Annotated in this window: 20 protein-coding genes; 11 read left to right on the plus strand and 9 right to left on the minus strand. The window is 66.7% G+C overall.

Annotated elements, in window-relative coordinates; translation table 11 throughout:
* Positions 1-142 precede the first annotated feature (142 nt).
* The 3 genes from HPF_RS04135 (at position 143) to HPF_RS04145 (ending at position 2807) form a co-directional block, all read left to right on the plus strand.
* Entirely contained in the window at positions 143-1270 is a 1128-nt protein-coding gene (locus HPF_RS04135) for a 3-deoxy-7-phosphoheptulonate synthase (RefSeq protein WP_066153470.1), read from the plus strand.
* A gap of 119 nt (positions 1271-1389) precedes the next feature.
* Positions 1390-2421 carry a hypothetical protein gene (locus HPF_RS04140; RefSeq protein ID WP_133155821.1) on the plus strand — a complete coding sequence of 344 codons (1032 nt, stop codon included), beginning with the start codon at positions 1390-1392 and terminating at the stop codon, positions 2419-2421.
* Positions 2422-2486: 65 nt separating this feature from the next.
* The gene (locus HPF_RS04145; protein ID WP_133155822.1) at positions 2487-2807 is read left to right on the plus strand and encodes a hypothetical protein; all 321 of its coding nucleotides are present in this window, start codon (positions 2487-2489) and stop codon (positions 2805-2807) included.
* Here HPF_RS04145 and mpl read toward each other — a convergent pair.
* Positions 2801-4195: a UDP-N-acetylmuramate:L-alanyl-gamma-D-glutamyl-meso-diaminopimelate ligase gene (gene mpl, locus HPF_RS04150; protein WP_133155823.1), complete on the minus strand. Its 1395-nt coding sequence runs from the start codon at positions 4193-4195 to the stop codon at positions 2801-2803. The two genes, HPF_RS04145 and mpl, sit on opposite strands and share 7 nt — an antisense overlap.
* A 39-nt stretch (positions 4196-4234) precedes the next feature.
* On the opposite strand from mpl, the gene HPF_RS04155 reads away from it, so the two are divergent.
* The 7 genes from HPF_RS04155 (at position 4235) to HPF_RS04185 (ending at position 10341) form a co-directional block, all read left to right on the plus strand.
* Positions 4235-4864, plus strand: coding sequence for a hypothetical protein (locus HPF_RS04155; RefSeq protein WP_066153458.1), 630 nt, complete (start codon positions 4235-4237; stop codon positions 4862-4864).
* Positions 4861-5382 (plus strand): TlpA family protein disulfide reductase, encoded by a 522-nt coding sequence (locus HPF_RS04160; protein WP_133155824.1) that lies wholly within the window; start codon positions 4861-4863, stop codon positions 5380-5382. Before HPF_RS04155 ends, HPF_RS04160 begins: the two co-directional genes overlap by 4 nt.
* Positions 5383-5630: 248 nt before the next feature.
* Positions 5631-6089, plus strand: a complete 459-nt coding sequence (gene accB, locus HPF_RS04165; protein WP_133155825.1) for an acetyl-CoA carboxylase biotin carboxyl carrier protein — start codon at positions 5631-5633, stop codon at positions 6087-6089.
* 15 nt (positions 6090-6104) lie between these two features.
* Entirely contained in the window at positions 6105-7454 is a 1350-nt protein-coding gene (gene accC / locus HPF_RS04170; RefSeq protein ID WP_066153451.1) for an acetyl-CoA carboxylase biotin carboxylase subunit, read from the plus strand.
* A 16-nt stretch (positions 7455-7470) separates the two neighbouring features.
* Entirely contained in the window at positions 7471-8355 is an 885-nt protein-coding gene (prmA, locus tag HPF_RS04175; RefSeq protein WP_133158021.1) for a 50S ribosomal protein L11 methyltransferase, read from the plus strand.
* A gap of 48 nt (positions 8356-8403) precedes the next feature.
* Positions 8404-9441: a zinc-ribbon and DUF3426 domain-containing protein gene (locus HPF_RS23755; protein WP_207959303.1), complete on the plus strand. Its 1038-nt coding sequence runs from the start codon at positions 8404-8406 to the stop codon at positions 9439-9441.
* 18 nt (positions 9442-9459) lie between these two features.
* The gene (locus HPF_RS04185) at positions 9460-10341 is read left to right on the plus strand and encodes a carbohydrate kinase family protein (RefSeq protein WP_133155826.1); all 882 of its coding nucleotides are present in this window, start codon (positions 9460-9462) and stop codon (positions 10339-10341) included.
* A 66-nt stretch (positions 10342-10407) separates the two neighbouring features.
* Here the strand turns inward: HPF_RS04185 and HPF_RS04190 are convergent, their stop codons facing one another.
* The 8 genes from HPF_RS04190 to HPF_RS04225 form a co-directional block, all read right to left on the minus strand.
* On the minus strand, positions 10408-10938 hold the full coding sequence (locus HPF_RS04190) for a histone (RefSeq protein WP_133155827.1): 531 nt from the start codon (positions 10936-10938) through the stop codon (positions 10408-10410).
* 190 nt (positions 10939-11128) lie between these two features.
* Positions 11129-12277, minus strand: coding sequence for a ribonucleotide-diphosphate reductase subunit beta (locus HPF_RS04195; RefSeq protein WP_079364460.1), 1149 nt, complete (start codon positions 12275-12277; stop codon positions 11129-11131).
* A 141-nt stretch (positions 12278-12418) separates the two neighbouring features.
* Positions 12419-15307 carry a ribonucleoside-diphosphate reductase subunit alpha gene (locus tag HPF_RS04200; RefSeq protein ID WP_133155828.1) on the minus strand — a complete coding sequence of 963 codons (2889 nt, stop codon included), beginning with the start codon at positions 15305-15307 and terminating at the stop codon, positions 12419-12421.
* A 284-nt stretch (positions 15308-15591) separates the two neighbouring features.
* Positions 15592-16212: a 1,6-anhydro-N-acetylmuramyl-L-alanine amidase AmpD gene (ampD, locus tag HPF_RS04205; RefSeq protein WP_133155829.1), complete on the minus strand. Its 621-nt coding sequence runs from the start codon at positions 16210-16212 to the stop codon at positions 15592-15594.
* Positions 16193-17674, minus strand: coding sequence for a sigma-54-dependent transcriptional regulator (locus tag HPF_RS04210; RefSeq protein WP_133155830.1), 1482 nt, complete (start codon positions 17672-17674; stop codon positions 16193-16195). The genes ampD and HPF_RS04210 overlap by 20 nt, the downstream gene beginning before the upstream one ends.
* 6 nt (positions 17675-17680) lie before the next feature.
* Positions 17681-19474 (minus strand): sensor histidine kinase, encoded by a 1794-nt coding sequence (locus tag HPF_RS04215; protein ID WP_079364464.1) that lies wholly within the window; start codon positions 19472-19474, stop codon positions 17681-17683.
* 27 nt (positions 19475-19501) lie between these two features.
* Entirely contained in the window at positions 19502-19738 is a 237-nt protein-coding gene (locus HPF_RS04220) for a PP0621 family protein (protein WP_066158839.1), read from the minus strand.
* A gap of 4 nt (positions 19739-19742) precedes the next feature.
* Entirely contained in the window at positions 19743-20546 is an 804-nt protein-coding gene (locus tag HPF_RS04225) for a cytochrome C assembly family protein (protein WP_133155831.1), read from the minus strand.
* A 147-nt stretch (positions 20547-20693) separates the two neighbouring features.
* On the opposite strand from HPF_RS04225, the gene ffh reads away from it, so the two are divergent.
* Positions 20694-22064: a signal recognition particle protein gene (gene ffh / locus HPF_RS04230; protein ID WP_066158836.1), complete on the plus strand. Its 1371-nt coding sequence runs from the start codon at positions 20694-20696 to the stop codon at positions 22062-22064.
* The last annotated feature ends 28 nt before the right edge of the window (positions 22065-22092 follow it).

A 22092-nucleotide genomic window follows, 5' to 3' on the forward strand; every position in this document is an offset into this window, starting at 1 on the left:
TTACTTTTGGTTCTCTGTCCCCGGCGGACGAGAGGCAAGGGTGTAAGCGCGCCAAGAAACCCAGAACCTCCGAAACCGCCGGGCCTCCAGCCCGGCGGTTTTTTTTCACCTGTTCACTTTCCAACCCTGCGAGGAGCTTTCGATGAACGCCAAGAACACGACCACCAGCGATGCCTGGTATGCGCGGCCTGCCGACAAGACCAGCCAGACCGACGACCAGCGCATCAAGGACATCACCGTGCTCCCGCCGCCCGAACACCTCATCCGCTTCTTCCCCATCGCCGGCACGCCGGTTGAAACCCTCATCAAGCAGACCCGCAGCCGCATCCACGACATCCTGCACGGCAAGGACGACCGCCTGCTGGTCATCATCGGTCCCTGCTCGATCCACGACCCGGCCGCCGCGCTCGACTACGCCCGCCGCCTCAAGCCGCTGCGCGAGAAGTACGCCGACACGCTGGAAATAGTGATGCGCGTCTACTTCGAGAAGCCGCGCACGACGGTGGGCTGGAAGGGGCTGATCAACGATCCCTACCTCGACGAGAGCTACCGCATCGACGAAGGCCTGCGCATCGCGCGCCAACTGCTCATCGAGATCAACCGCCAGGGCCTACCGGCCGGCAGCGAGTTCCTGGACGTGATCAGCCCGCAGTACATCGGTGACCTGATCGCCTGGGGTGCCATCGGTGCGCGCACCACCGAAAGCCAGGTGCACCGCGAGCTGGCCTCGGGCCTGTCGGCACCGATCGGCTTCAAGAACGGCACCGACGGCAACATCAAGATCGCGACAGATGCCATCCAGGCCGCGGCGCGCGGCCACCACTTCCTTTCGGTGCACAAGAACGGCCAGGTCGCCATCGTGCAGACCAACGGCAACAAGGACTGCCACGTCATTCTGCGCGGAGGCAAGACGCCGAACTACGACGCCGCCAGTGTCGCTGCAGCGGTCAAGGAGCTGGAGGCCGCCAAGCTGACGCCGCGCCTGATGGTCGACTGCAGCCATGCCAACAGCAGCAAGCAGCACGAGAAGCAACTGGAGGTGGCGCGCGACATCGGTCAGCAGATGGCCGCTGGCAGCAAGAGCGTGTTCGGCGTCATGATCGAAAGCCACATCGAGGCCGGTGCCCAGAAGTTCACACCGGGCAAGGACGACGTGAACAAACTGGCCTACGGCCAGAGCATCACCGACGCCTGCCTCGGCTGGGGCGACTCGGTGCAGGCACTGGAAATCCTCTCCCAGGCGGTGGTCCGCCGGCGGACCGTGCGCTGACCGGCCGTTCGTCGCGTAGCTCGCAGATCCTTGTCGCGAACGGGTGCGCCCACCCCTGGGGACAATGGTCTAATGCGAGCAGTTGGTGATGCGCATCGTGGGTGCCGCAGGGGGTGTGTTTGGAGCAGCCGGTTCTGGGTCTGGGATTGTTGGGTTTTTCCGATGCAGCGGGACTGCGCCTGCAGGCTTGGGCGGCCCACACGCCCGCCGGCTGGCCTGAGTGGCGCACCTGCGATCCGCATCTGGCCGACGCCTGGATGATCGCTGGCGATGCCGTCAATGTGCTCGGTCGCGACGAACTGGTGATCCGTCATCCCTACGGCAGCGGTGAGCGCCTGACCCTCAACCGTGCCGAAGTCGACCGACCGCTGGCGTTCGCCATTCCCTTGCCCGAGGGTTTTGCGTCGGCAGAGTTCTTCGAGGCCGACAGTGAAGGCAGCGTGCGCCAGCGCCTGCAGCGTTTCGAGGCCTGGCTGCGTCCCCTGCGCACGCAGTTCGCCCTAGGCGCACGCATATACGACCACATGGACCAGATGCGTTCCGGTGGTGTGGTCCACCTCTCGGCGGGTGACCGGCTGCTGGCGGTCATCGACATTCAACGCTGGCAGGCGTCCCTGCTGATTCCGGCCCGGCCGATCGATCTGGCGATGGCCGAATGGACCTTCGGCGCCAAGCTGTCGCTGGAGGTGCCGCCATCGTTCATCCGCCTTCCGCTGCACCGCGTGATGTGGAACTACGCGGTGCGAACCCGGCGCGATGTGTTGCCCCACCGGTACCGCGAGCAGAGTCTGTACCTGCGCCGGGTGCCGCGCCTGCCGGCGCACTGGTTCGGCGAGTTTCACCTGGTGCTGATGCGCGAACTGATGGACCGGCCGGCCACGTTCGCCCAGCTGCGCGAGCGAACCTCGTCGTCGGATCCGGACCTGGCGCGCCATCTGGCAGCGCTGTACCACGGCGGTGCGCTGACGACCGATGTGGACAGCGCCCGCCGGGCCGAAAGAGACAACCGGCGCTCAATGGTGGCACTGCGGTTTGACCATCTCGACGCTGACCTTTCCTCGCGTCAGCACAATCCAGAGTCGGTGGTGCCGTCCAGCCTCTTGCGGCAGGCGGTTCATTCGCCACTGCGTGTGTCGACGGGCGCACAATGACAATGTAAGAGAGGGGTCCGGTTTGCGGACCGCCGTGTTCATCCCTAGCCGTCAGGAGTATTCCCATGCGCAGCCAAGTCACCGTGACCTGGGGCGAACCCGCCACCTACCGCTTCGACCTTGAAGAGGTGCAACCCATGCCGCACGACCAGGCGCGCGCCTGGCTGGACCAGCAGTTCACGGCGTTCGACTGCGAGCCCATCCGCCTGACCGGCAAGGTGCTGACAGCCGACAAGGTGCTCGGCGTGGCGCAGGCGGCTGGCCAGGAGCGCTTCCGCGATGCGGCGCACCGGGACTGGGCGATGGAGTTTGCGCGCGCCAGCAGCGCTGCCCTGGCCAAGCCGACCGTGACGGTCGACCTGGCCACCATGTCGGTCGGTTACTGAGTCGTCGGACCCAGGGCGGTGAGCAGGCGGGTGTGAACACCGCCAAAGCCGCCGTTGCTCATGCAGACGATGTGGTCGCCGACCCTGGTGGCCGAGACCACCTGCCGCACCAGTTCGTCGACGGTCTCGGCGACCGAGGCGCGTATGCCCATTGGCGCCAGTGCCTCGCGCGCATCCCAGTCCAGCCCGCCCGAGTGGCAGAACGCGAGGTCGGCCTGCTCCAGGCTCCAGGGCAGTTGCGACTTCATCGTGCCCAGCTTCATGGTGTTGCTGCGCGGCTCGAACACCGCCAGGATGCGCCCGCCCGACGGGCCGAGATGCCGGCGCAGTCCGTCCAGCGTGGTGCGGATGGCGGTGGGGTGGTGGGCGAAGTCGTCGTAGACGGTGATGGCGCCGCCTTCACGGGCCACCGTACCGCGGACCTCCATGCGCCGGCGCACGTTCTGGAAGTGGCCCAAGGCCTTCGCCGCATCGGCGGGCGACACCCCCACGTGCTGGGCAGCAGCAATGGCTGCGAGCGCGTTCAGCTGGTTATGTTCGCCAGTGAGTGCCCACTCTACGCGAGCCACTGTCTGGCCACGTTCAAGCACGTCGAACGCGTGGGGTTCGCCTGCCGCACTGAAGTCGCTGACGGCGGCGCCGAAGCTGCGCACCTCGCTCCAGTGCCCCATGTGGAGCACCCGGTCCAGGCTTTCTTCAAGGCCGTTGACCACCAGCCGACCGCTGCCGGGCACCGTGCGCACCAGGTGGTGGAACTGCCGCTCGATCGCGGCCAGGTTGTCGAAGATGTCGGCGTGGTCGAACTCGAGGTTGTTGAGCACGGCGGTGCGCGGGCGGTAGTGGACGAATTTGCTGCGTTTGTCGAAGAAGGCGGTGTCGTATTCGTCTGCCTCAATCACGAAGGTCTTGCCTGCGCCCAGGCGTGCGGACACGCCAAAGTTCATAGGCACGCCTCCCACCAGGAAACCGGGTTGCAGGCCGCTGGCTTCCAGCACCCAGGCCAGCATCGAGGTGGTGGTGGTCTTGCCGTGGGTGCCGGCGACCGCCAGCACATGGCGCCCTTGCAGCACGTGCTCTGCCAGCCACTGGGGGCCGCTGGTGTAGGGGGCTCCCGCTTCCAGGATGGCTTCCATCAGTGGGAATTTCGGGCTGCCGTCGGCCAGTCGGGCGCGGCTGACCACGTTGCCGACCACGTACATGTCCGGGGCCAGGTCCATCTGGTCGGCAGAGAACCCCTCGATCAGGTCGATGCCCAGCGCGCGCAGCTGGTCGCTCATCGGAGGATAGACCCCGGCGTCGCAGCCGGTGACGCGGTGGCCGGCTTCGCGTGCGAGTGCGGCCAGGCCGCCCATGAATGTGCCGCAAATGCCCAGGATATGAATGTGCATCCAGCGATTCTAGGGGGCACCCATGCACAATCCCCGTCCATGGACAGCTTCCGCACCGACACGTCCGCCGAGATCGCCTCGGTGGCAGCGCGCCTGGTGGTCGACGAGGGCCTGGAATACGCGGCAGCCAAGCGGCGTGCGGCCAGGCAGCTCGGCCTTCCACCCTCGCGCACCCCCTGGCCCGACAACCAAGCCGTGGAGGAAGCGGTGCGCGAACACATCGCGATCTTCTGCTCCGACACACAGCCTGTGGAACTGCGGGCGCTGCGGGAGCTGGCACTGGCGTGGATGGAGCGGCTGGCCGCGTTCAGACCCCATCTGTGCGGTGCGGTCTGGCACGGGACCGCCACCCGCCACAGCGACATCTATGTGCAGCTGTACTGCGACGATCAGAAATCTGCCGAGTGGGCGCTGCTGGACCAGCGGGTCGAGTACCACCCGGGGACGGCGGCCAGCGATGCGCAAGGGGATCCGGTCGAGGCCCTCACGCTGAGGCTGCGCTGCGAGGCACTGGGGCAGTGGGTGCTCCTGCACCTGCTGGTGCTGGACCACGACGCCTTGCGCGGCGCGCTCAGGCCGGACGCGCAGGGGCGGCGCCCCAGGGGCGATGCACAGGAGGTGCGCGCCTTGCTGGCCGCCGACGCCGGTTCCCAGAGGGCGCCAGCATGAACCGGCGGACCTTGTTGATGGGGGGGGTGGGCGCGGCGGCTGCGGCGGCCGGTGCGGGCGTGGCCTGGTGGCGGCTGCGCCCGGGGCCGGTGCTCGGTGAGGCAGAAAGCCAGTTCTGGGCGAGCGCGTTTCCTGATGTGTTGGGCGCTCCGGTGTCCATGGCGGGCTTCAGGGGGCGCCCCTTGCTCGTGAATTTCTGGGCCACCTGGTGTCCGCCCTGTGTGGAGGAACTGCCGCTCATCAACACCTTCTACCGGGAGCACTCGGGCCGCGGCTGGCAGGTGCTGGGGCTGGCTGTGGATCAGGCCGCTCCGGTGTCGCGGTTTCTGGCGCGGTTGCCGCTGGACTTTCCCGTGGCGCTGGCTGGCTTCGCCGGTTCCGACATGGCCCGAAGCCTGGGCAACCCCAGCGGGGCCTTGCCTTTCAGCGTGGTGTTTGGCGTGGACGGGGCTGTGCTGCATCGCAAGCTGGGCAAAGTCAGTGCCGAAGAGTTGGCACAGTGGGCTCTTCTGGTCTGAGTCCGCTACCGGACGGGCGGTGCCCGTCACACGTTGCGAACAGAATTAAAAAGCGGTTAAAGTCCCGCCAACTTTGACCAGTTTGCGGGCCTGTCGCGGCCCGCCACCCGCTTCTTCGGGTGTGACGAGCGGCAGCTCCGGTGTGTTCCGCCTCGTGTACACTGCGCACCCCGGCAAGGCGGCAGTGCTTCGTTTGATCGAAAATAAGCGAAGTTTGACCAACTTGACTGCAATTCGTTGGAGAAATCATGGATCTTAGAAAACTGAAGACACTGATCGACCTGGTGTCCGAGTCGAACGTGTCCGAGCTGGAAATTACCGAAGCCGAAGGCAAGGTCAGGATCGTCAAGAGTGCTCCAGCGGCCGCAGTGGCCCAGGTTGTCGCCGCAGCGCCTGTGGCGGCGGTCGCAGCCCCCGTAGTGCAGGCCGTGGCCGATGCCGCGTCTGCAGCTGCCGCTGCGCCGGCTCCGGCCGGGCACACGGTCAAATCGCCCATGGTGGGCACCTTCTACCGAGCGTCCAGCCCGGGTGCCAAGCCGTTTGCCGAGATCGGGCAGGCCATCAAGGAAGGCGAGACCATCTGCATCGTCGAGGCCATGAAGATCCTCAACGAGATCGAGGCCGACAAGAGCGGCACCATCACGCAGATCCTGGTCGAGAACGGCCAGGCGGTGGAATACGGCCAGCCGCTGTTCATCATCGAGTAAGGGGATCCTCGCCCCATGTTCAAGAAAATCCTCATCGCCAACCGCGGCGAAATCGCCCTGCGTGTGCAGCGTGCCTGCCGCGAGATGGGCATCAAGGCCGTGATGGTGTATTCCGAGGCCGATCGAGACGCCAAGTACGTCCGGCTGGCCGACGAGGCGGTCTGCATCGGCCCGGCGCCATCGGGTCAGAGCTACCTCAGCATGCCGGCCATCATCTCGGCCGCCGAGGTCACGGACGCAGAAGCGATCCACCCCGGCTACGGCTTCCTGTCGGAGAACGCCGATTTCGCCGAGCGCGTTGAGCGCAGCGGCTTCACCTTCATCGGCCCGACCCCCGAGTCCATCCGCATCATGGGCGACAAGGTCTCGGCCAAGCAGGCCATGATCCGCGCTGGCGTACCCTGCGTGCCGGGGTCCGAAGGCGCGCTGCCTGACGACCCGGCCGTGATCAAGAAGACCGCCAAGGCGGTGGGCTACCCGGTGATCATCAAGGCCGCGGGCGGCGGTGGTGGTCGCGGCATGCGCGTGGTGCACACCGAGGCGGCGCTGCTGCACGCAGTGCAGACCACCAAGGCGGAAGCCGCGGCGGCCTTCGGCAACCCCGAGGTGTACATGGAGAAGTTCCTCCAGAACCCCCGGCATATCGAGATCCAGGTGCTGGCCGACACGCACCGCAACGCGGTCTACCTGGGCGAGCGCGACTGCTCTATGCAGCGCCGCCACCAGAAAGTGATTGAGGAAGCGCCGGCGCCGGGTATTCCACGCCGCCTGATCGAAAAGATCGGCGACCGCTGCGCGGCGGCCTGCAAGAAGATCGGCTACCGCGGTGCGGGCACCTTCGAGTTCCTGTACGAAAACGGAGAGTTTTATTTCATTGAGATGAACACCCGTGTGCAGGTGGAGCACCCGGTGACCGAGTGGATTTCGGGTGTGGACATCGTGCGCACCCAGATCGCGGTCGCAGCCGGCGAGAAGCTGCCGTTCACGCAGCGCCAGATCCAGCTCAAAGGCCACGCCATCGAGTGCCGCGTCAACGCGGAAGACCCCTACAAGTTCACCCCGTCGCCCGGGCGCATCACCACCTGGCACATGCCTGGCGGGCCGGGTGTGCGCGTGGACTCGCATGCGTACACCAACTACTTCGTGCCGCCCAACTACGACTCGATGATCGGCAAGATCATCGTGCACGGCGATACGCGCGAACAGGCGCTGGCGCGCATGCGCACCGCCTTGTCCGAGTGTGTGGTCGAAGGCATCAAGACCAACATCCCGCTGCACCGCGAGCTGATGGTCGACGCCAGCTTCGTGGCCGGCGGCACCAACATCCACTACCTCGAAGAGTGGCTGTCGCAGCGTGAGCGCTGATCTGTCCGGTGGCTCGCTGCACGAGCTGGTGCTGCTGGTGCCCGAGGCAGGCGTCGAGCCGGTCGGCGATGCGCTGGTGGCGCTGGATGCGCTGAGCGTCTCGGTCGAGGACGCCGATGCGCTGACCCCGGCCGAGCAGGCGCTGTTCGGTGAACCCGGCATGCCGCCACCCAAAGAAGGCTGGAACCGCTCGCGCGTGGTCGCGCTGTTTCCGGACGAGGCGGCGGCGCGCGAGGCGGCGGAGTTGCTGCTGCCGCAAGACTTCTTCGAGGGCTCGCAGGTGATGGGCGTGCGCGCCGTGGTGGAGCAGGACTGGGTGCGCCTGACCCAGTCGCAGTTCGATCCGGTCGAGATCACACCGACCTTCTGGATCGTGCCGACCTGGCACGAACCGCCTGCAGCGGCACAGGAAGTGATCCGGCTCGACCCTGGCCTGGCCTTCGGCACGGGCACCCACCCGACCACCCGCATGTGCCTGCGCTGGATCGCTGCCCATGCGCCGCGGGGTCAGCGCGTGCTCGACTACGGTTGCGGCTCAGGCATCCTGGCCATCGGCGCGGCCAAGTTCGGCGCCGAACCCATCGTGGCGGTGGACATCGATCCGGCCGCCGTCGAGTCCACACGGCTCAACGCCGATGCCAACGGCGTGGTTCTGCGCACCGGCTTGCCCGATGCGGTCGACGGGCACTTCGATGTCGTGCTGGCCAACATCCTGGCCACACCGCTCAAGGTGCTTGCACCCCTGCTGTGCGAACGCGTGAAGGCGGGTGGTCATCTGGTGCTGGCCGGCATTCTGGCCCGGCAGGAGGACGAGTTGCGGGAGGCCTATGCGCCCTGGGTGCAGCTGCGCGTGAGCGACGAGGAAGACGGCTGGATTCTCATGACCGCCCGCAAGGCGTGAAGCGTTCCTGCCGCCGGGCGTGATGCGGGTGCCTGCAATAATTGCCGCATGAGTTTCACCACCCGCTGTCCGGCTTGCGGAACGACCTTCCGGATCGTTCCCGACCAGCTCAAGATATCCGACGGCTGGGTGCGTTGCGGGCATTGTTCCGATGTGTTCGATGCCACGCTGTTCCTGGAGGGAGACCCGGTGGCTGTATCCGCACCGGTGCAAGCCCCTTCCGTCGTCGCCGCCTCGCCGCCTCCAGTCCCTGTGGCGCACGATGACGCGGATGAGGAATGGCTGCTGCACTCGAAGCCATCGACCGACGAGCTGCCGTCAGGGCCGGGCCCGGCAAATGCCGACGACGGGTTTTCCGACGAGTTGCGCCGGTTCGCAGCGCAGGCCAAAGACGATGTCCAGGCTTCGGAAGTCTCCGTCGCACCCCCGGCTCCTGAGCCAACGTCTACCGAAGAGGCGGCGGCGACGGACGTGAGTCCGCCTCCTGCGCGCCCTCCGGTGGCGGCAACACAGCCACCGCCGGTGGCGGCGGAACCGGTGCGGGATGACGATGTGCCCGTGCTGACGGAACCCAGCTTCGTTCGGCAGGCCCGGCGGAAGGCTTTCTGGCAGTCCTCGGGGGTGCGCGTGTCCCTGGTGGCGGTGTGCTTCGTGCTGCTGGCCGGGCTGGTGGCTCAGTGGGCCGTGCACGACCGGGACCGGCTGGCGGCCCGGTATCCGTTCAGCGCGCCCCTGCTGGCGATGCTGTGCCGGCCTCTGGACTGCAGCATCGGTCCGGCCCGCGAGATCGAGGCGGTGCTCATCGACAGCTCCAACCTGGTGCGTCGCCTGGGCAACTTCTATTCATTCGACCTGGTGCTCAAGAACAGTGCCGCGCTGCCGCTGGCGGTGCCCGCGCTCGAACTGAGCCTGACCGATGCTCGGGACAACGTGATCGTCCGGCGGGTGTTTCTTCCGGCCGAGCTGCCGGGAGCACCAGAGGTGTTGCCGGCGCAAGGTGTGGTCTCCATGAGCCTGCGGCTGTCCATCGCTGACAGCGGTGTGTCTTCCATGACGGGCTACCGTGCCCTGGTGTTCTATCCCTGATTCCTTTTTCTTTTCATCATGTCCATCCTCATCTGCGGCTCCCTGGCGTTCGACACCATCATGACCTTCGAGGGGCGTTTCGCCGAGCAGATCCTGCCCAGCCGGCTGCACATCCTCAATGTGTCCTTCCTGGTGCCCGGCATGCGCCGGGAGTTCGGCGGCTGTGCCGGCAACATTGCGTATGGGCTGCGGCAACTGGGGTCCGATGCGGTGCCGCTGGCCATGGTCGGCAACGATGCGCAGGACTACCTGTCGCGGCTGCAGGGCCTGGGTGTGGACACGCGCTTCATCGGCACGACGGCGGACAACTACACCGCGCAGGCGATGATCATGACCGACCGCGACAACAACCAGATCACGGAGTTCCACCCCGGCGCCATGTCGCAGGCCCATGAAAACCGTGTGCCCGTTGACGCCGGCATCCGCCTGGCGATCGTGGCACCGGATGGCAGGGACGCCATGCTGGAGCATGCGCAACAGCTGCACGACGCGGGCATTCCCTTTGTGTTCGACCCCGGTCAGGGCCTCCCGATGTTCAACGGCGACGAACTGCGCCACTTCGTATCGATGGCCAGCTGGGTGGCGGTCAACGACTACGAAGGCAAGATGCTCAGCGATCGCACGGGCCTGAGCCTCTCGGAGATCGCTGGCCAGGTTCAGGGGCTGGTCGTGACGCTGGCCGAGCACGGCTGTGATGTGTATGCAGAGGGGCGCCAGACCCGGGTGGCTGGTGTGTCTGCGAGTGCGGTGGTGGACCCGACCGGTTGCGGTGATGCGTTCCGTGCCGCGCTGCTGCACGGGCTGTCGCAAGGTTGGTCGCTGGAGCGTTGTGCGGAACTGGGCAACCGCCTGGGGGCCACCAAGATCGCCAGCAGGGGTGGCCAGAACTACACGCTCTGACTGGGCGCGGCAATGAAAAAGCCCGGCGTTTTCACGCCGGGCTTGTCAATCATCCCGGAGGATGAATCAGGGCTTGCTGGACGTGGGGAACGGCCAGGCAGCCTGAGGGTTCAGCTTGGTTTGCGCTGCAGGGGCCGCAGGGGCTGCCGGCTTCTTGGCCGGCTCAGCTTTTTTTGCGGGGGCTGCCTTTTTGACAGCGGCCTTCTTGGGGGCAGCGGCTTTCTTGGCCGGAGCAGCGGCCTTCTTCGGCGCAGCAGCCTTCTTGGCCGGAGCGGCGGCCTTCTTCGGCGCAGCAGCCTTCTTGGCCGGAGCGGCCTTCTTCGGCGCAGCAGCCTTCTTGGCCGGAGCGGCCGGAGCGGCCTTCTTCGGTGCAGCAGCCTTCTTGGCCGGAGCAGCGGCCTTCTTCGGTGCAGCAGCCTTCTTGGCCGGAGCGGCCTTCTTCGGTGCAGCAGCCTTCTTGGCCGGAGCGGCGGCCTTCTTCGGTGCAGCAGCCTTCTTGGCCGGAGCGGCCTTCTTCGGTGCAGCGGCCTTCTTGGCCGGAGCAGCGGCCTTCTTCACAGCGGCCTTTTTGGCCGGGGCTTTTTTCGCAGTTGCCATTGTTTTCTCCTTGATCAAGTTGCAAAGAGCACTTCGCGCGGCAAATCTCCGCGGAAGTGATTCAGGGACCTGGCGCCGTGGATGCATCCACGAAAGGCGCCAAGGCCTTGAATCTTGTGACAAAGCCCTGCCCCGGACGCTGGAACGTCTGGGGCAGGGCTTTGTGGTTCGGTGAGCATGGGATGAGGCATCAGTCCCAGGACAGCGCTCCGCCGGACTGGTATTCGATGACGCGGGTCTCGAAGAAATTGCGTTCCTTCTTGAGATCGATCATCTCGCTCATCCAGGGGAACGGGTTCTCTTCGTTCGGGAACAGCGGCTCCAGGCCGATCTGCGTGGCACGGCGGTTGGCGATGTAGCGAAGGTAGCCCTTGAACATGGAGGCGTTGAGCCCGAGCACGCCGCGCGGCATGGTGTCTTCGGCGTACTGGTATTCCAGGTCCACGGCCTTGAGGAACAGCTCCTTGATCTCGGCCTTGAACTGCGGTGTCCACAGCATCGGGTTCTCGAGCTTGATCGCGTTGATCAGGTCGATGCCGAAGTTGCAGTGCATGGACTCGTCGCGCAGGATGTACTGGTACTGCTCGGCGGCACCGGTCATCTTGTTCTGCCGGCCCAGCGCCAGGATCTGGGTGAAGCCGACGTAGAAGAACAGGCCTTCCATCAGGCAGGCGAACACGATCAGGCTCTTGAGCAGGGTCTGGTCGGCCTCGGGCGTGCCGGTCTTGAAGTTCGGGTCCATGATCGCGTCGATGAACGGGATCAGGAACTCGTCCTTGTTGCGGATCGACGGCACCTCGTGATACGCGTTGAAGATCTCGCCTTCGTCCAGGCCCAGGCTCTCCACGATGTACTGGTAGGCGTGGGTGTGGATGGCTTCTTCAAACGCCTGGCGCAGCAGGAACTGGCGGCACTCGGGCGCGGTGATGTGACGGTAGGTGCCCAGCGTGATGTTGTTGGCGGCCAGCGAGTCGGCGGTGACGAAGAAACCGAGGTTGCGCTTGACGATGCGGCGCTCGTCTTCGGTCAGGCCGTTGGGATCTTTCCAGAGCGCGATGTCGCGGCTCATGTTCACTTCCTGCGGCATCCAATGGTTGGCGCAGGTGGCGAGGTATTTTTCCCAGGCCCACTTGTACTTGAACGGCACCAGCTGGTTGACGTCGGTCTGGCCGTTGATGATGCGTTTGTCTGCCACGTTCACGCGGCGTTGCTCGCTGCTGTGTGCGGCGGAGGAAGAAGCGGGGGAGGACACTGCAGCTTGCGCACCCGATGAGGTGGGTGGCAATGTTTGAAGAGCGGGCTTCGAGGAGGGAGTGACTTGTTCGTCCCAGGTCAGCATGGTGGTGTCCAATGCAGCGGATTATCGAAGTGTCGGCATGAAATGCAAAGGACTCATGCGCGCGATGAATGTTTTGTGTTGCGGTGTCGCATCGAAAAAGCACACGGTGCGACACCTTCATCACGCGCATGAGCGCAGGCATCACTGGCAGGCTTCGCAGCCCGGGTCGTCGATCGCGCAGAACTTGATGTCGGTCGCGGGCTCGGAGGCCATTGCTGCCGCAGGTGCCGCGCTCATCGCAGGCTCGCCACCATGGGCCGACACCGCGTTGAGCTGGCCGGTGCGACCGGTGGATTTTTCAGCGTGCGTGGCCGAGGTGGTGCGCAGGTAGTAGGTGGTCTTGAGACCGCGCAGCCAGGCGAGCTTGTAGGTCTCGTCGAGCTTCTTGCCCGAGGCGCCGGCCATGTAGATGTTCAGGCTCTGCGCCTGGTCGATCCACTTCTGGCGGCGTGCGGCGGCTTCCACCAGCCACGTCGGCTCCACCTCGAACGCGGTGGCGTAGAGCGCCTTCACGTCCTGCGGCACACGGTCGATGGGGCGCAGCGAACCGTCGAAGTGCTTGAGGTCCATGACCATCACGTCGTCCCACAGACCGAGGCGCTTGAGGTCCTTGACCAGGTAGCTGTTGATGACGGTGAACTCGCCCGACAGGTTGGACTTGACCGAGAGGTTGCCGAAGCAGGGCTCGATGGATGCGTCTACGCCAATGATGTTGGAGATGGTGGCGGTGGGCGCGATGGCCACGCAGTTGGAGTTGCGCATGCCGTCCTGCGCGATCTTCTTGCGCAGCGCGTCCCAGTCCAGGCTGGCCGAGCGGTCCACGTCCACATAGCCGCCGCGCTCGCGCGCCAGCAGGTCCAGCGTGTCGGGCGGCAGGATGCCCTGGTCCCACAGCGAGCCGCGGTAGCTGCTGTAGCGGCCGCGCTCGCGTGCCAGCTCGGTCGAGGCCCAGTAGGCGTAGTAGCAGATCGCTTCCATCGAGCGGTCGGCGAACTCGACCGCCTCGTTGGAGGCGTAGGGAATGCGCAGTTCGTACAGCGCGTCCTGGAAGCCCATCAGGCCCAGGCCGACCGGGCGGTGGCGCAGGTTGGAGTCGCGCGCCTTCTTGACCGCGTAGTAGTTGATGTCGATCACGTTGTCGAGCATGCGCATCGCCGTGTTGATCGTCTTCTGCAGCTTGGCGTGGTCGAGCTGGCCGTTGCTGAGGTGGCGGTGCAGGTTGACCGAGCCGAGGTTGCAGACGGCGGTCTCGGTGTCGCTGGTGTTGAGCGTGATCTCGGTGCAGAGGTTGGAGCTGTGCACCACGCCGGCGTGCTGCTGCGGGCTGCGCACGTTGCAGGCGTCCTTGTAGGTGATCCAGGGATGGCCGGTCTCGAACAGCATTGACAGCATCTTGCGCCACAGGTCGGTGGCCGAGACCTTCTTGTAGGGCTTGATCTCGCCGCGGGCCGCCTTCTCCTCGTAGGCCAGGTAGGCTTTCTCGAAGTCGGCGCCGAACAGGTCGTGCAGGTCGGGCACGTTGTTGGGCGAGAACAGGCTCCACTCCCCCTTTTCCATCACGCGCTTCATGAACAGGTCGGGAATCCAGTTCGCCGTGTTCATGTCGTGGGTGCGGCGGCGGTCGTCGCCGGTGTTCTTGCGCAGCTCCAGGAATTCTTCGATGTCCAGGTGCCAGGTTTCCAGGTAGGTGCAGACCGCGCCCTTGCGCTTGCCGCCCTGGTTCACCGCGACGGCGGTGTCGTTGACCACCTTCAGGAAGGGCACCACGCCTTGCGATTCACCGTTGGTGCCCTTGATGTGCGCGCCCAGGGCGCGCACGCGGGTCCAGTCGTTGCCCAGTCCGCCGGCGAACTTGGACAGCAGCGCGTTTTCCTTGATCGACTCGTAGATGCCGTCCAGGTCGTCGGGCACGGTGGTGAGGTAGCAGCTGGAGAGCTGCGAACGCAGCGTACCGGCGTTGAACAGCGTGGGCGTGGACGACATGAAGTCGAACGAGGACAGCACCTCGTAGAACTCGATGGCGCGGGCTTCGCGGTCGATCTCGTTGAGCGCCAGGCCCATGGCCACGCGCATGAAGAAGGTCTGCGGCAGCTCGATGCGGGTCTTGCGCACATGCAGGAAGTAGCGGTCGTACAGGGTCTGCAGGCCGAGGTAGTCGAACTGCAGGTCGCGCTCCGGCTTGAGCGCGGCGCCCAGGCGGGCCAGGTCGAACTGCAGCAGCTTCTCGTCCAGCAGCTCGTTCTGCACGCCCTTCTTGATCGCCTGCGGGAAGTAGTCGGCGTAGCGCTCACCCATTTGTGCGGCCGGCACCTCTTCGCCCAGCACCTCCTTGACCACGGTGTGCAGCAGCAGGCGCGCGGTGGCGTAGGTGTAGTCCGGGTCCTTTTCAATCAGGGTGCGCGCAGCCAGGATGGCGGCCTTGTAGACCTCCTCGATCGGCACGCCGTCGTACAGGTTGCGCTTGGTCTCGGCCACGATGGGATCCGCCTTGACGTCCTGGCCCAGGTTGGCGCAGGCGGCCTCAATCAGGCCCTGCAGGCGCGCAATGTCCAGCGGCACACGCTGGCCGCCATCCATCACATGCAGCGTGGCTTCGGCGGGCTTGGCCGCTTCGGCCTGATGGGCGCGTTCCTGTGCCCGGCGCTCGCGGTACAGCACGTAGGCGCGGGCGACCTCGTGGTGGCCACCGCGCATCAGGCCCAGTTCGACATGGTCCTGCACGTCCTCGATGTGGAAGGTGCCGCCGCCGGGGCGCGAGCGCATCAGTGCGCGCACCACCGTCTGGGTCAGCGCGTCCACGGTCTCGCGCACGCTGGCCGACGCCGCGCCCTGGGTGCCGTGCACTGCCAGGAAGGCCTTCATCATGGCCACCGCGATCTTGCTCGGCTCGAATGGCACGACCGCGCCGTTGCGGCGGATGATCTGGTACTGGGTCAGCACGGAGGCGCCAGCGGCCTCGGCGGAGGAGCCGGCGCTGCTGGTGGGCATGTGGGGGGTGTTCGGGGAGGCTGTGGGCGTGGCGGTCAGCATGGTTCCTCTTTCGTTTGTGTTGTGGCGCCGAAGGTTCGGCTGGTGCGGCGCACACTATATCTGGTGTCTGGTGGTGGTTCAAGCCACTACCGGTAGTGTTTTGATAAAAAGTGCATGCTGGTTTTCGTCTGGCAAAAAGCCATCGGAAAGGCGGTGCGTTCAGGCCTGGCGTGGTGCGGCGCCGGTGCGTGGCTTGGACTCAGGAACCGAGCGCCGACGCGCATTTCGTGCGGATTCCGCGCGGAAATCCGCGTGTTTGCTGGCGATGCGCGGAGGGGCGCCGGTCAGGCTGTGGAGGCGTCCGGATCGAATGTGGCGATCACACATTCGGGAAAGCACCGATGATCCCAGGCCAGTCCGCGCTGCAGCCGTGCCCAGTCGAAGCCGGACCCCGGGTCGAGTTTGCGACCGGGGGCGATGTGCTCGTGGCCGGCGATGTGGGTGATCGGGTAGCGGTCGGCCAGCTGCCGGCACAGGTCGGCCAGCGCGCGGTATTGCGCGTCCTCGAAGGTCTGGCCTTCGAGTCCCTCCAGCTCAATGCCGATCGAGTCGTCGTTGCAGCGCTCGCGGCCGCGCCAGCACGACACGCCCGCGTGCCAGGCGCGCCGGTCCGCGTCCACGAACTGCACGACCTGTCCGTCGCGGCGCACGAAAAAGTGGGCCGAGACCTCCAGCCCCCGGATCTGCTCGAAGTAGGGGTGGGCCGACCAGTCGAGCCGGTTGGTGAACAGCTGCTCGACCTCCGGCCCGCCGTATTGCCCGGGCGGCAGGCTGATTGAATGCAGGACGATGAGGTCGACCACGGCGCCCGCGGGGCGGTCGTTGGCGTTGGGCGAGAGCACCTGCTGCGCGGTGCGCAGCCAGCCCCCCGACCAGTCGCCGGTGTCAGGTGGTGCTGTCGTCATCGTCGGACGGCATGGTGATGCCCAGGCGCTGGATGCGGTAGCGGATCTGCCGCAGGTTGAGCCCCAGGCGGTTGGCCGCGGCCGTGCGGTTGTAGTCGCATTCCTTGAGCGCCATGAGCAGGACCTGTCGCTCCTGCTCGTCCAGGTAACTCTGCAGATCGTCGGGGATGGTGTCGGGCTGGGTGGTGGGCGGCTCGGTGGACTCCACCGGCTCGCTGGGCGGCCGGGTGGCCGTGAAGCCGGCGTCCACATCGCCCGGGTCCGCGAAGTCCTGCGCTTGCAGATGGCTGCCGGAGCTCAGCGCGAGCGCGCGCTGCAGCAGGTTCTCCAGCTCGCGGACGTTGCCCGGCAGCTCGCGCGCCTGCAGCCAGGCGAGGGCATCGGCAGTGAGGGTGGGGATCGGCTGGCCGGATTCGCTGCAGATGCGCTGCAGCAGGGCATCGACCAGCCCAGGCAGGTCTTCCCGCCGTTCCCGCAGCGGTGGTGTGCGCAGGCCGATCACGTTGAGCCGGTAGAACAGGTCCTGCCGGAACTCACCGTCCCGGACCAGGGCCGCGAGGTCCTTGTGGGTGGCGCTGACCAGCCGCACGTCGACCGCTTCCTCCTGCACACCGCCCAGCGGACGCACGCGCCGCTCCTGGATCACACGCAGCAGCTTGGCCTGCATGCCCAGCGGCAGGTCGCCGATTTCGTCGAGGAACAGGGTGCCGCCGCGGGCCGCCTGGAAGTAGCCTTCCCGGTCGTGGCTGGCACCGGTGTAGGCGCCTTTGCGCGCGCCGAAGAACTCGGCCTCGATGAGGTTGTCCGGGATCGCCCCGCAGTTGACGGCCACGAACGGTCCGTCGGAGCGGTGGCTGCACTCGTGCACGGCCCGCGCCACCAGTTCCTTGCCGGTGCCCGATTCGCCCAGGATCAGCACCGGGGCCATGCTGGTCGCCACTTTTTCGATGCGCTGACGGATCTGCTGCATGGTCGCCGATGCGCCGACGATGCGCCGCAGCGCCTGCACGCCGGCCGGCGGCGGGGGAGCGCTGCGCGGGGGGTCGTTCACCGTGCCGCGGCGCGGCGCGCCGGCCGCCGGATGGCGCTGGCTATGCAGGGCGGCCTGCACTGCGGCGCGCAGCTGCTTGAGGTCCACCGGCTTGGTCAGGTAGTCGAAAGCCCCGCTCTTGAGCGCCTCGACCGCGTTTTCGACCGACCCGTAGGCCGTGATCACGATGGTCTTTTCGGTGCGCTGCTGCTCGCCCAGTTCGCGCAGCAGCTCCAGGCCCAGGCCGTCGGGCAGGCGCATGTCGGAGATCAGCACATCGAAGCGCCGCTGGCCCAGCCACTCCCGGGCCTGGGCGAGGTCGGGCGCCGACACGACCTCATGGCCTTCGCGCAACAGGGTGAGTTCGTACAGGGTGCGCAGGTCCGGTTCGTCGTCGACGACCAGCACACAGGCGGTGGAGGAGGCGGACATGGGCACTCAGAGCGTGGACAGGGACGGTGGTCCGTTGGTGGACGGGCGCGAGGGTGGGGGCACCGAGTCCCCCGGAGGATAGGTCAGGCTCTGCTGGACCGGGGCCCGCACGCCGCCCTGCAGGGTGGGGACCAGGATGTAGAACTCGTTGCCCTCCTTCTGGTCGAGCCGGCTGCGCTGGTAGGCGATCTGCGCGCCGTAGCGCTCGCACAGCTCCCGGCAGATGTACAGGCCCAGTCCGCTGGACCGGCTCTCGGAAGAAAAGAAGGGTTCGAACAGGTGCTTGAGCACGCCAGGCTCCAGCGGCGCGCTGTCGCTCCACACCGAGATGCGCACCCGGTCCGACCCGCTGGGCTGCGTGATCACCCGCACCGATGAGGGGCGCCGGCTGGCGTGGCGCAGGGCGTTGTCCAGCAGGTTGATCAGCAGGCGCCTCAGGTGTTCGGGGTCGAACGCGATGTGCGCGCCTGGCGCGTGCGGGTGCACACCCAGAACGCCCTGCGCCTGCGCCCCGCGGTTCCATTCATGGGTGATGTAGCGCACCGTCTGGTCCAGGGGCAGGGCCGGCGCCGTCTCGCCCTGGCTGGGCTGCGCACGGGCCACATTGAGGATGTCGTCCACGATCTTGGCCAGGCGCTGCGCGTTCTGGTCGATCATGCGCGTCAGCCGCTTCTGCCCCGCTTCGGTGACTTCTTCGTCCAGCAGCGCATTGGCCTGCGTGATCGCCGACAGCGGGTTGCGGATCTCGTGCGCCACCGCGGCCGACATGCGACCCATGGAGGCCAGCTTCTCGGTGCGCACGCGCGCCTCGACCTCGCGCAGGTCTTCCAGGAACAGCACGCAGAGCTCGATGGGGCGCGCGCTCTGGGCGCTGGTCAGCCGCGTGCGCGCGAACAGGCGGTGGGTGGTGAGTTCGTCCAGGTCCACCCGGACCTCGGATTCGAGCTCCTGGCCCCGCAGGAAGGTCTGGTCCACCAGCCGCGCCAGCTCTTCCCAGCCGGCGCGCGCCGACAGCAGCAGCTTGGCGGCATGGGGGTAGGCCTCGCCCATGAGCATGCCCTGCGCCGCGGGATTGGCATTGCGCACCACGCCATGGCGGTCGACCACCAGCACCCCTTCGCTCAGGCTCTCGATGATCAGTTCGTTGACCTGGGCCTGTGCGCGGGCCGCGGCCTGGCTGCTGCGGGCGCGGGCCTCCTCGCGCGCCAGCCGCTGCGCCAGCTGGCTGGCCAGGATGGCGACCAGGAAAAAGCCGGTGCCCGTCAATCCAGACTGCAGGAAGCGCGAAGTCGACACCTCGCTGAGCAGCGGGGCGCTGATCGCCGCTTCGCCCAGCAGGTACAGCGTCACCACGGCGGCGGTGGCCAGTGCCAGGGTCATGGAGCCCAGGATGGCCGCCATCAGCACGGGCAAGGCGAACAGCGGGGTGTAGTTGATGCCGGCCTGCTCGAAGTACTGCAGCACGCCGAAGGCGGCCAGGTCGACCCCGATGGTCAGCAGCCATTGAACACCCAAGGCCTGTCCCGGGGCCGGAGGGCGGGTCGAAAACAGCACGGCCAGCGCCGCACTCAGGTGCAGCGCGCACACCGCCACCAGCCACGATGGCCCGGCGCCCGGGCTGCTCAGCAGAAACACCTGCAGCGCCAGCAGCACGAAGGCGATGAGCACCCGGGCCCGCATGAAAGCGCGCCACAGGCGCACATAGGCCCGCACCTGGTGGTGGCGGTCCTGCGCGCTGTTGCCGGCTTCCAGCGTGGAAAACCAGGAAGGGGCGAACTGGGAGGACGGTTCCTTGGGCATGTCAGGGCGGTGGCCGCGTGTCGCGCATTACCGCACCGAGGCCTCGTGCTGGCGGCGGTGTTCTGCGCAGCAGTACCGGCCCCGGGTGCCCTGCACGACCTCTGCTTCGGGCACATGGGTGCCGCACTGGGTGCAGGCGATCATGGCCACCGGGCCGCGCGGTGCCCTGGGCTTGGGCGTGTCGTCGCGTTCTGCGGTCTGGCGGTTGTTGCGCCAGATCCAGAAGGCGAACAGCAGCACCAGCAGGACAAGCAGGTATTTCATCGGGTCACCCGGCGCGCTGCAGCACCACTTCGAGCACGAAACGCGAGCCGGCATAACCCAGCAGTAGGAATCCGGCCCCCAGGTAGAGCATGCGGATGGCCACCCGGCCGCGCCAGCCCAGCCGCCAGCGCCCGAGCAGCAGCACGCCCATGGTCAGCCAGGCCAGCGCCGAGAAGGCTGTTTTGTGGTTCCACACCCAGCGCTGGTTGAGCAGCTCGGAGAACCAGGCACCCACCAGCAGGGTCGCGGTGAGCAGCACGAAGCCCGCGGCCACGAAACGGAAGGTCAGCCGTTCCAGCGTCAGCAGCGGCATGGCGGTGTCGCCGGTGTCGCCCATGCGCATCGCCTTGTCGGCCCGCTGCATCAGCCAGGCGTGCACCACCGCGGCGGCGATGAGGCCATAGGACGCGATGCCCAGCGCCCAGTGCAGCGGCATCCAGCTCGAGGGCAGGGCGTGGTATTGAGAGCCGGGGAAAAACAGTGCCAGCAGCACGGCCAGGGTGCCCAGCACGGCCAGCGTCCAGCGGGCCTTGAGCTGGGGGTACATACGGCTCTCGATCAGGTAGACCGTGAGCACCAGCCAGGCCGTCACCGACAGCGCTGGGGCGAACCCGAACCGGGCCGGCGTTTCCATCAGTGCCGTGCCGAGCACGACCAGGTGCAGCACCCACGCTGTGGCGAGCACGTTGCGGGTCTGCCGCTCGCTCAGCCGGGGATGCGCCCAGGCCAGAAAGGCATACGCCAGTGCCGCCACCGCCGACAGCAGCGCCGCAGGCGGGTTCGAGGTGAGGGCTGGCAGGAGGGTCATGTCGGGGAATGGAGGCCGGTGGCCAGTGGGCGGGCGGCTAAAATCGCCACTGGAGTTTAAAGCGTCTTGGCCGTGCGAACCGCCGGTTCCGCCACGCGACCGGGCCCTGGCGTCCCGCCGCCACCACCCCCACTTTCTCACCGCACCATGGCCTCAGCCCTTTCCGACCGCCTGTCACGCATCGTCAAGGAAATGCGGGGCCAGGCCCGCATCACCGAGAGCAACGTCACCGACATGCTGCGCGAGGTGCGCATGGCCCTGCTGGAGGCCGACGTGGCGCTGCCGGTGGTGCGCGATTTCATCGCCCGCGTGAAGGAAAAGGCCCTGGGCCAGGACGTGGTGGGTTCGCTCACTCCCGGGCAGGTGCTGGTCAGCGTGGTCAACCGCGAACTGGCGGCCACCATGGGCGATGGTGTGTCGGACATCAACCTGGCGGCCCAGCCGCCCGCGGTGATCCTCATGGCGGGCCTGCAGGGCGCTGGCAAGACCACGACCACCGCCAAGCTGGCCAAGCACCTGATCGAGAAGCGCAAGAAAAAAGTGCTGACCGTCTCGGGCGACGTCTACCGACCGGCCGCCATCGAACAGCTCAAGACGGTGACGGCGCAGGCCGGGGCCGAGTGGTTCCCGAGTTCACCCGACCAGAAGCCGCTGGACATCGCCCGGGCCGCGCTGGACTACGCGAAAAAGCACTATGTCGACGTGCTGCTGGTCGACACCGCCGGCCGTCTGGCGATTGACGAAGCGCTGATGCGCGAGATCCAGGAATTGCATGGCGCGCTGAACCCCGTCGAAACCCTGTTCGTGGTCGACGCCATGCAGGGCCAGGACGCGGTCAACACCGCCAAGGCCTTCAAGGACGCGCTGCCGCTGACCGGCATCATCCTGACCAAGATGGACGGCGACTCGCGCGGCGGCGCGGCGCTGTCGGTGCGTCAGGTCACGGGTGCGCCGATCAAGTTCGCCGGTGTGAGCGAGAAGATCGACGGCCTGGAGGTGTTCGACGCCGAGCGCCACGCCGGCCGCATCCTGGGCATGGGCGACATCGTGGCCCTGGTCGAGCAGGTCACCGCCGGCGTGGACATGGCGGCAGCGCAGAAGCTGGCAGCCAAGGTCAAGAGCGGTGGCGACTTCGACCTCAACGACTTTCTCGACCAGTTGCGGCAGATGAAGCAGATGGGTGGCCTGTCCAGCCTGATGGACAAGCTGCCCGGCAACCTGGCCGCCAAGGCCAGCGAGGCCGACCTCAGCCGCGCCGAGAAGGACATCAAACGCAAGGAGGGCATCATCTGCAGCATGACGCCCAAGGAGCGCAGCAAGCCCGATCTCATCAAGGCCACGCGCAAGCGCCGCATCGCCGCCGGTGCCGGTGTGCATGTGCAGGAAGTCAACCGCCTGCTCAAGGAATTCGAGCAGATGCAGGGCATGATGAAAAAGATGAAGGGCGGCGGTCTGATGAAGATGATGAAGCGCATGGGCGGCATGAAGGGCATGCCCAAGCTGCCCGGCATGGGTTGACCGAAGTCAAGCGGGTCACGCCCTCCCA

This window comes from Hydrogenophaga pseudoflava (genome assembly GCF_004353865.1).
Taxonomy (GTDB): Bacteria; Pseudomonadota; Gammaproteobacteria; order Burkholderiales; family Burkholderiaceae_C; genus Hydrogenophaga; species Hydrogenophaga pseudoflava.

Bases quoted from the DNA above. Each gene is read 5' to 3' on its own strand.
- HPF_RS04225 (WP_133155831.1), bottom strand. From the start codon at position 20,546: ATGACCCTCCTGCCAGCCCTCACCTCGAACCCGCCTGCGGCGCTGCTG.
- HPF_RS23755 (WP_207959303.1), top strand. From the start codon at position 8,404: ATGAGTTTCACCACCCGCTGTCCGGCTTGCGGAACGACCTTCCGGATC.
- HPF_RS04185 (WP_133155826.1), top strand. From the start codon at position 9,460: ATGTCCATCCTCATCTGCGGCTCCCTGGCGTTCGACACCATCATGACC.
- HPF_RS04215 (WP_079364464.1), bottom strand. From the start codon at position 19,474: ATGCCCAAGGAACCGTCCTCCCAGTTCGCCCCTTCCTGGTTTTCCACG.
- HPF_RS04210 (WP_133155830.1), bottom strand. From the start codon at position 17,674: ATGTCCGCCTCCTCCACCGCCTGTGTGCTGGTCGTCGACGACGAACCG.
- ffh (WP_066158836.1), top strand. From the start codon at position 20,694: ATGGCCTCAGCCCTTTCCGACCGCCTGTCACGCATCGTCAAGGAAATG.
- HPF_RS04190 (WP_133155827.1), bottom strand. From the start codon at position 10,938: ATGGCAACTGCGAAAAAAGCCCCGGCCAAAAAGGCCGCTGTGAAGAAG.
- HPF_RS04155 (WP_066153458.1), top strand. From the start codon at position 4,235: ATGGACAGCTTCCGCACCGACACGTCCGCCGAGATCGCCTCGGTGGCA.
- HPF_RS04160 (WP_133155824.1), top strand. From the start codon at position 4,861: ATGAACCGGCGGACCTTGTTGATGGGGGGGGTGGGCGCGGCGGCTGCG.
- accC (WP_066153451.1), top strand. From the start codon at position 6,105: ATGTTCAAGAAAATCCTCATCGCCAACCGCGGCGAAATCGCCCTGCGT.
- HPF_RS04200 (WP_133155828.1), bottom strand. From the start codon at position 15,307: ATGCTGACCGCCACGCCCACAGCCTCCCCGAACACCCCCCACATGCCC.
- accB (WP_133155825.1), top strand. From the start codon at position 5,631: ATGGATCTTAGAAAACTGAAGACACTGATCGACCTGGTGTCCGAGTCG.
- HPF_RS04220 (WP_066158839.1), bottom strand. From the start codon at position 19,738: ATGAAATACCTGCTTGTCCTGCTGGTGCTGCTGTTCGCCTTCTGGATC.
- HPF_RS04145 (WP_133155822.1), top strand. From the start codon at position 2,487: ATGCGCAGCCAAGTCACCGTGACCTGGGGCGAACCCGCCACCTACCGC.
- HPF_RS04195 (WP_079364460.1), bottom strand. From the start codon at position 12,277: ATGCTGACCTGGGACGAACAAGTCACTCCCTCCTCGAAGCCCGCTCTT.
- HPF_RS04135 (WP_066153470.1), top strand. From the start codon at position 143: ATGAACGCCAAGAACACGACCACCAGCGATGCCTGGTATGCGCGGCCT.
- ampD (WP_133155829.1), bottom strand. From the start codon at position 16,212: ATGACGACAGCACCACCTGACACCGGCGACTGGTCGGGGGGCTGGCTG.
- mpl (WP_133155823.1), bottom strand. From the start codon at position 4,195: ATGCACATTCATATCCTGGGCATTTGCGGCACATTCATGGGCGGCCTG.